Origin of the sequence: Nonomuraea sp. NPDC049784 (assembly GCF_040659615.1) — a bacterium.
Taxonomy (GTDB): domain Bacteria; phylum Actinomycetota; class Actinomycetes; order Streptosporangiales; family Streptosporangiaceae; genus Nonomuraea.
In genome coordinates this window covers 1-7,775 of record NZ_JBFAMX010000495.1, presented here as the reverse complement: position 1 = coordinate 7,775, position 7,775 = coordinate 1, and the positions used below count along the sequence as shown (strand labels likewise).

At 65.8% G+C, this 7,775-nt stretch carries 6 protein-coding genes; 3 read left to right on the top strand and 3 right to left on the bottom strand.

Annotation, left to right across the window (positions count from 1 at the left end; genetic code table 11):
- Nucleotides 1-294 precede the first annotated feature (294 nt).
- The 3 genes from AB0J09_RS49315 to AB0J09_RS49305 all read right to left on the bottom strand — a co-directional run bounded on the left by AB0J09_RS49315 (nt 295) and on the right by AB0J09_RS49305 (nt 3,680).
- Nucleotides 295-1,650: an HAD-IIIA family hydrolase gene (locus AB0J09_RS49315; RefSeq protein ID WP_360707821.1), complete on the bottom strand. Its 1,356-nt coding sequence runs from the start codon at nt 1,648-1,650 to the stop codon at nt 295-297.
- A 123-nt stretch (nt 1,651-1,773) separates the two neighbouring features.
- Nucleotides 1,774-2,778 (bottom strand): LacI family DNA-binding transcriptional regulator, encoded by a 1,005-nt coding sequence (locus tag AB0J09_RS49310; RefSeq protein ID WP_360707818.1) that lies wholly within the window; start codon nt 2,776-2,778, stop codon nt 1,774-1,776.
- An 8-nt stretch (nt 2,779-2,786) separates the two neighbouring features.
- Nucleotides 2,787-3,680 carry a hypothetical protein gene (locus AB0J09_RS49305; RefSeq protein WP_360707815.1) on the bottom strand — a complete coding sequence of 298 codons (894 nt, stop codon included), beginning with the start codon at nt 3,678-3,680 and terminating at the stop codon, nt 2,787-2,789.
- 304 nt (nt 3,681-3,984) lie between these two features.
- Between AB0J09_RS49305 and AB0J09_RS49300 the strand changes: the two genes are divergently transcribed.
- From AB0J09_RS49300 to AB0J09_RS49290, 3 genes are all read left to right on the top strand, one after another.
- A complete protein-coding gene (locus tag AB0J09_RS49300) occupies nt 3,985-4,971 on the top strand; it encodes an ABC transporter permease subunit (protein ID WP_360707813.1) in 987 nt (328 codons plus the stop codon).
- Nucleotides 4,971-5,858 (top strand): carbohydrate ABC transporter permease, encoded by an 888-nt coding sequence (locus AB0J09_RS49295; protein ID WP_360707811.1) that lies wholly within the window; start codon nt 4,971-4,973, stop codon nt 5,856-5,858. The genes AB0J09_RS49300 and AB0J09_RS49295 overlap by 1 nt, the downstream gene beginning before the upstream one ends.
- Before the next feature lie 65 nt (nt 5,859-5,923).
- Nucleotides 5,924-7,603 carry an extracellular solute-binding protein gene (locus AB0J09_RS49290; protein ID WP_360707809.1) on the top strand — a complete coding sequence of 560 codons (1,680 nt, stop codon included), beginning with the start codon at nt 5,924-5,926 and terminating at the stop codon, nt 7,601-7,603.
- Nucleotides 7,604-7,775 lie beyond the last annotated feature (172 nt).

The window sequence follows — 7,775 nt, the reverse complement described above, 5'->3', positions numbered from 1 at the left end:
AGGCCAGGCGAAGGCGCACGGCGGATCATCCTGCCGCACCCGCTTCCGTCTGCCGGGTGGCCGGAGCTCGCGTACGCTACGCGAAGCCCTTGCAGAGCCGTGACCTGGGCGGATGCAATTATCGGCAGGCGCAATGCCGTCGCCGTTCCTCTGCGTCCCTGGAGGTTCCACAAACCTGGATGTATCGGACTTGAGCCACCAAGACCACGCGGTTCGGCACATCGGGGTGGCAGGAGCGCACGGCGTACTGGCTCCTGGCGTCCTCCTCGGAGGTGTCGCCGTGCGCGAGTGGCGTCAACCAGCCGAACAACCTCGGCCGCCGACCACCTCGACTGCCGCGGCTACGAGATCGTCGACGACGGTGCAGGCGGGCGCGTCGCCCCAGGCTCGCTCGGTGGCCCGCCCGTCGCCGGTGCGTACGAGAATCGGCCGGACGCCGGCGGCCTGTGCGGCCGCTATGTCCGATGGCCGGTCGCCGATCAGGTAGCTCCTGGACAGGTCGAGGTTCAGCTCGGCGGCCGCGCGTTCGATCATGGCCGGGCTGGGCTTCGGCGCGTCACCCACGTTGTACCGATCGGAGATCGCCTGTTCCCCGGCCACCGGACTGCTGTAGATCGCGTCGACGGTGACGCCTTCGTCGGCCAGCAGCTCGGACATTCGATCATGCACCTCCTCCAGGGTTCCCGGCTCCGCGTAGCCGAGGCCGACGCAGGACTGGTTCGTCACGACGATCAAGGCGTAACCGTGATCGCGCAGAAGCCGGAGCGCGGGTGCCGCGGCCGGCAGCAGGTGCATCGCCTCTGGACCGTGTCTATAGGTGGGAAGCGTGTTTATGCACCCGTCTCGATCGAGGAACACCGCCTTCCGGGCGGGTGTGTCACCCGCGAGCTCGACCTGTGTGTGCCGGACGGCGTCGGCTCGATCGCCGTCGAGCGCGATGTCGAAGATCCGGTAGGGGTGGGGATGCTCGACAAGTGCCGGCGTGACGCTGAAGGTGGTTGATCCGATCGTGGTCGGCTCGGCCCCCGGGTGATAGTGCCCGGACAGGGACAGGACGACCCGGCCGGAGTCGCTGGTCCGCCGCTGGAGCTCTTCACCTTCCGCGTAGGTGTGCGGATAGCCCTCGTCCGAGCGTGGCGTGATGACGAAGTGCTGCAGATGGACCTGCGGACGTATGCCTGGGTCGAGCAACGACGAGTCGAACCTCTCCCGTTCGGTCAGCGTGCGACGAGGCACGTTGCCGGTCGACTCGCGATCCCAGAAGCTGACGACGCGCAGATTCCCGACGTCGCGGACGAACGGCCCGGATCCCAGTTCCTCGGCGTGGACGCGATAGCTGTCGTGATTGCCGGGAACGGCGATCCACTCGATGCCGCAATCGTCCAGCATCTGTCGCACGAGGCGATAGTCCGCTCGAACCCGCTGCCAGACCAGCGCGTCGCGGGCGGCGTCACGTTCGGGATCGAAGAGGTATCCCGGCACGTCCACCACGTCACCGGTGATCACGATCAGATGGGCGCCACGACGGCGGGCGTCGTCGAGCGCGCCTGCCAACAGCTCGGGAGCCGTACGGCTCCGCCGCACCGGCAGCGTGGAGTGTCCAGGGATATGGCTTCGAAGGTGTATGTCGGTGATGTGGGCGATGCGCATCGGGGATGCTTCTCCTGTCGTGCCGGCGCGCGACTCGAACAGCCTGCGTCTGTCGCGTGACGTCGGTCGACACCGGCTGGTGCTGTGAGGAAACGTCTGATCGGTGAGAGCGAGCCGGTGAGATCACTCAGCCGGCCGGGCCGTTGACTTCCGAATCTTGAGCTCGACGGGAAGCTCCCGATGAGGTCTGTCGATCTCATCCCCGTTCAGGGCTTCGATCAGCATCGTCGCCGCCTGCCGTCCGATCTCGAACCGGTCGACGGCGATCGTCGTCAGCGCAGGGCCGAGCAGGTGCGAGGTCGGAAGGTCGTCGTGACCGACGACGCTGAGATCATGGGGAATACGGAGTCCGGTTTCGGTCGCGGCGTCGTAGACGTAGTGGGCGAGCAGGTCGCTGTCGGTGATGACGGCGGTCGGGCGTTCGTCCTTGGAGAGCGCGCGGGCCACTCGCTCGACCGTTTCTTCGGCAGTGCTGCCGGAGATGACCCGCGACGCAAGCCCCGCGGCCCTCATCATCCGGCGGAACAGGGACACCCGTTCCGATGCCGACGACAGCCCCGGGTTGGTGAGCAGACCGATCCGGCGATGCCCGAGTTCGAGAAGATGGTCGAGGGCCGACCGGACCGCCTGAGACGCGTCGCCGCGGATGCTCATCACGCCCGATGACCTTGCGCTGCGCGCCGAGTTGACCAGCACCAACGGACGATCGGATTCACCCTGCCAGGTCGCCAGCACGGCCTCGCCGTCGATCGGCGCGATCGCCAACCCGTCGAGCTGCCGGTTCGTCATGGCCCTGATCATGTTGGTCTCGCGCGACCGGTCGAGATCAGAGGTGCCGACCAGGATCTGATAGCCGCGCTCCTCGGCAGCACCGCTGAAGCCGTCGATCAGGCGCAGGTAGCCGGGGTTGCTCAGGTTCCGGCTGATCAGGCCGAGCATGTTGGAGCGCTCGACCCGGAGCGCGCGTGCGGCGAAGTTCGGGCGGTAGCCCTGCTCCTCGGCAATGGCTCGCACGCGCTCGCGAAGCTCGTCACTCACCCCAGGGCGACCGTTCAGGGCCATGCTGACCGCGGACGGACTGATGCCGATGATCGTCGCCAGCTCTTTGAGTGTCGGACCGCTGGACATCCTCGGCATCAGACGCTCCGGCTCGCCGTCGGCTCGCCATCCTTGACGTAGGAGTGTCCCGCATTGGGTCCCAGCACGGCTTCTATCGTGCCAGTTTGCTCGATGATCGGCAGCGCCGGCGAGCTGAGCGAGTTGCCACTGACGACGGTCGCCGCGATCTCTCCACCGACCGCGGCGTCCAGGTGGACCGCGGGTCCGCTGGTGCAGTTCACCACGTTGCCGTTGATCGCGACGCCGGTCACCTGACGGTCACCGCCGGTCCTGATCCTGATCCCGGCGGCAGTACGGGAGAAAGCGTTCGCGGTGATCGAAACAGCGCTGGTGTTCGTCAGGTTGACCGCCCAGCACGACAGGTCGGTGGCGGTGTTGTTCGCGATCACGACCGAAGTGTGCTGCAGACTCGGATGCCCCGTGTGACAGCCGACGAAGGTCGGATAGCCGGAGCAGAAGTTGTCGATCACACGGATGTGGCTGCTGTGAGTGTTGTCCTCGGCGCCCCAGGCCGTCAACCCCGGTGCGGCCAGGTCGAGGCTGACCGCCTCCGTTTGGTAGGCGTGCGGTTCGCGAGCGATGCCGGTGACGAAGCGACATCCGGAGATCGTCACGTTGTGGGACGAGTTCGTCTCGATGGCGTGCCACTCGGGCATGTTCTGGATCTCGAGATCACGAACCTGAACATCCCTTGCGTGGTTGAACACCATGCCGAAGGACGGCCGGGGATTGTCGAAGCCGTTCACATCCCAGATGCCGCCCTCGACCATGATGTTTCCGGGCCCATCGTGAGCACCGACGGTGCGTTCGGCGCCGTACGGCCCATTGATCAACATCGTCTCGATCGGTCCGGTCCGTACGATGCGCGTCGCGGGCGTGAGCGTCAGACGAGTACCGGCGTGCACCCGCAACGGCGCCTCGCGGAGCCGCCACTCCCCGGGTCCGACGATCACCCGCCCGCCGCCTGACCTGGCCACTTCGTCCAGCGCCTGCTGCAGCTCGCGCTCGTCCTGTGCTCCGCTCCGCCGCACGACCTCGACCACGGCTCGACCTGTCACGTACGCCTCCGTCTTGCCGAGCTGTCATTTACGGCTCGTCCAGCCAGTGTTAACGTGCCCACTGTAACGTTGCAGTTGCCGTCAACTATAACGTTGAAGTCCCCTGGTGGTCGAGACAGAGGACGATGCCGTGACGTCCATTCAGAGGAGGGACACGATGGACCGTGAGGTTGTCGTCACTCGTCCCGACGCGACGCCCCTGATCCGTCCGAACCCGCGGTCGTCCCCACCCTTCGGACGGATTCGACGACTTGCGCATGCACTGCGACGGCACAAGGTGATCTATTTCCTGTTATTGCCTGGCATGCTCTACTTCCTGGCGTTTCACTACGTTCCCTTGGGCGGCGTCTCGATCGCCTTCATGGACTACTCGCCGTTCCTGGGGCTGAGCGGCTCGACGTGGTCCGGGCTGGACAACTTCGCCAAGCTGTTCGACGATCCGGAGTTCGTCAGCACCGTCCGCAACACCCTGATCATTTCGTTCCTGCAGATCGCGTTCGCGTTCCCCGCCCCGATCCTGCTGGCGCTGCTGCTCAACTCGCTGCTAAGCGAGCGGATAAAGCGCCTGGTGCAGACCATCGTGTACCTGCCGCACTTCTTGTCCTGGGTGATCGTGATCGCGGTCTGGCAACAGGTTCTGGGTGGTGCGGGAGCCCTGGCCGATCTGTTCCAGCGGCTTGGGCTCGGCAGCGTCAACGTGATGGCGAACGTTGAGACGTTCAAGATCCTGCTGACCTCACAGGTGATCTGGAAGGACGTGGGGTGGGGAACGATCATCTTCTTCGCCGCCATCGCCTCGATCCCCACCCAGCTGTACGAGTCGGCCGCGGTGGACGGGGCTGGATCCCTGCGACGCACCTGGCACATCACCCTTCCGGGGATCCTGCCAGTGATGGTGCTGCTGCTCATCCTCAGACTGGGCAACGTCCTGTCCGTCGGTTTCGAGCAGATCCTGTTGCAACAGCCCTCCGTCGGAGCCGAAGCGGCGCAGGTGCTGGACACATTCGTCTATTTCCGCGGCGTCCTCGGTGGCGATTGGGGCATCGGCGCGGCCGCCGGCCTGCTCAAGGGCGCCATCGGCACCCTGATGATCGTCGCCGCGAACCGGATAGCTCGCCGCGCCGGCAGCGAAGGACTGTTCTGATGGCATCATCCCTTCGGCCGGCCTGGGTCGAACGGCCGAACCGTGTCGTGACGACGCTCAAGGGCGTCCTGATCGGTCTGATCCTGCTGATCATGATCTACCCATTGGCGTACGTGATCCTGAACTCGTTCGCCGGCCCGGAAGCCACAACGACAGCCGGCCTGGTCCCGAGCGAGTGGAGCCTCTCGTCGTACACCACGATCTTCAAGGGTGGGATCGTGCAGCGGTCGTTGATCGTCTCGATCCTGATCACGCTGGTCGGGACAGCGCTGTCCTTGGCCGTCACCGCAACCCTCGCCTACGCGCTGACCAAGACCCGGCAGGTCCCGGGAATCCGCCTGGCCCTCTATCTGGTCCTGCTGACGATGATCTTCAGTGCGGGCATCATCCCGAACTACCTGGTGGTGAAGGCGTTCGGGCTGCTCGACTCCTACTGGTCGCTGATCATCCCCGTGCTGGCGTCGGCCTTCAACGTGGTGGTGATGCGGAACTTCTTCATGCAGCTGCCGCGGGAGCTCTTTGAGGCCGCGCGCATGGACGGCGCCGGGGAGCTGAGCATTTTCATCAAAATCGTGCTGCCGCTGTCCAAAGCAGTGCTGGCGGTGATCGGCCTGTTCTACGCGGTGTCCTACTGGAACTCGTTCTTCAACGCGATGCTCTACCTCAACGACTCCTCGAAGTGGCCGATTCAGCTGGTGCTGAACTCGTACGTCCTCCAGGGGGCGTCGATGAGCTCGATGAACAACCCCGAGATGTACAACCTGCCCTCCAGCCAATCTGTGCAGATGGCCGTTGTGGTGATGGCCACGGTCCCGATCCTGATCGTCTACCCGTTCCTGCAGAAGTACTTCACCAAGGGTGTGCTGACCGGCGCCATCAAGGGCTGACCACCCGCAGCGCTGCCGCCACCTGTCACCAGTTCACTCCCCTGACCAATCGTTGGGAGTTCAGCATGTCCTCAGAGTTCAAGTTTCCACGCGCCGGAGGCGGCGTCCCCATGATGAGCCGGCGGGCCGCACTCGGCCTCGGGCTCGGCGCCGTCGCCGGGGCAGCCCTGACCGGCTGCGGATCCGGTGGCGCGGCACCGTCCGGCACGAAGAAGGCCGCGGTGCCGCCGCCGACGTACGTCGCACCGCCGGTCTATCCGGGGGCCATCGTTCCGGACGTGCCCGGTGTCCCGACGGCCTACCCCTCGATGCCGAAGAAGCTGACCAAGACCGTCGCCGAGGCACCGGGCCGCGGCGGCACCGTCCGGCACTTCCACCTGACCTGGGGCCCACCGGCGACCCCGCTCGCCGACAACCGGTGGTGGCAGGGACTCAACGAACGTCTCGGCATCGACTTCAAGGTGACGGAGGTGTCGGCAGGCAACTACGACGCGAAGTTCGCCACCATGCTGGCCGGGGGTGATCTTCCCGAGGTCGTCCAGTTGACCTTCTCCGCGGGCTGCCTGAAGGCCATCAAGCAGGGCGCGTTTGCCGATCTGAGCGAGACCCTGTCCGGCGACAAGGTACTGGAGTACCCCAACCTGGCCAACGTCCGTACCGAGCAGTGGCAGGCCTGCACCATCAACGGCGGGTTGTGGGGCATCCCGATCGACGTGCCCGTTGAGCTGCTCGAGTTCCGGTACCGGAAGGACTGGGCGGAGAAACTCGGCTTCGCCAAGCCGCCAGCCGACGCCGACGAGACGGCTGAGCTCCTGGTCGCGATGACGAAGGGAAATCCGGAAGGGTCCAAGAAGACCTGGGGGCTGACGGCGTTTCCAGGGATGGCCCTCGACCTGGCCTACGCCATGTTCGGCGTACCCAACAACTGGAAGTACGAAGGCGGCAAGCTCACCCACGCCTTCGAAACTCCACAGTTCGAGGCGGCGATCGACTGGCTGGTCAAGCTGTGGAAGAACGGCGGCATGCATCCCGACGCGCTGGCGCTGGGCAGTCAGACCGACCGTTACCGGGCCTTCGTCGTGCAAGGCCAGGTCGGCATGGCGGTGGACTCGGCAGCAAATTTCTATCGCCCGAACTCCCAGTACGGCAAGGTGGTCGCCGAGCTGGACGGCGCCTTCGCCGCGTTCGTCCCGCCAGGTCACGACGGGTCGAGCAAGGCGGTCTTCCGGAAGACGGCAGGGGTCTACGGGATCAACGCGATCTCGGCCAAGGTCGCCCAGGACAAGGATCGACTGGCAGAGATCCTCCGGCTGTTCAACTGGAGGCGCGGGCCCGTGGGCAGTGAGGAGTGGTACTACCAGGGGTGGGGCGCCGACGGCGAGTACTTCACCCGTGGGGCCGACGGGGAACCGGTCGCGGTCGAGGGCACCAACCTCGACGCGGACAAGGGAGCCATCGCCTACGGACTGACGCCGCAGAGCTGGATCTTCCCGAACGCCAAGGACTGCGTGGACATGAACTCCCAGATGGTCCGCCAGTCGGTCGCCAGCCCGGTCGAAGGGCTTCAGTCGGACACCCAGGACGCGCGCGGCGCCCAGCTCGATCAACTCTTCGCCACCTACATCAATCAGATCGTGGTCGGCTCTCGGCCGCTGACCGACATCGAGAAGTACCGCCAGGCCTGGCGCAGTCAGGGCGGCGACCAGATTCGCCGCGACTTCCAGGAGCAGCTGAAGCGGCGTTGAAACCCACATTTGCCACCTCAGAAGGGGAAACGACATGACAGTGAGTCGACGGGCCGCACTTGCGGCCGGTGTCCTGGGCGGCGCCGCGGCGTTAACCGCCGGCGGCACCTCGGCAGCGCAGGCCGCGACCGGCGAGGTCGGCCCGAATCCGCCGGTCGCGGGGGAGTCCGAC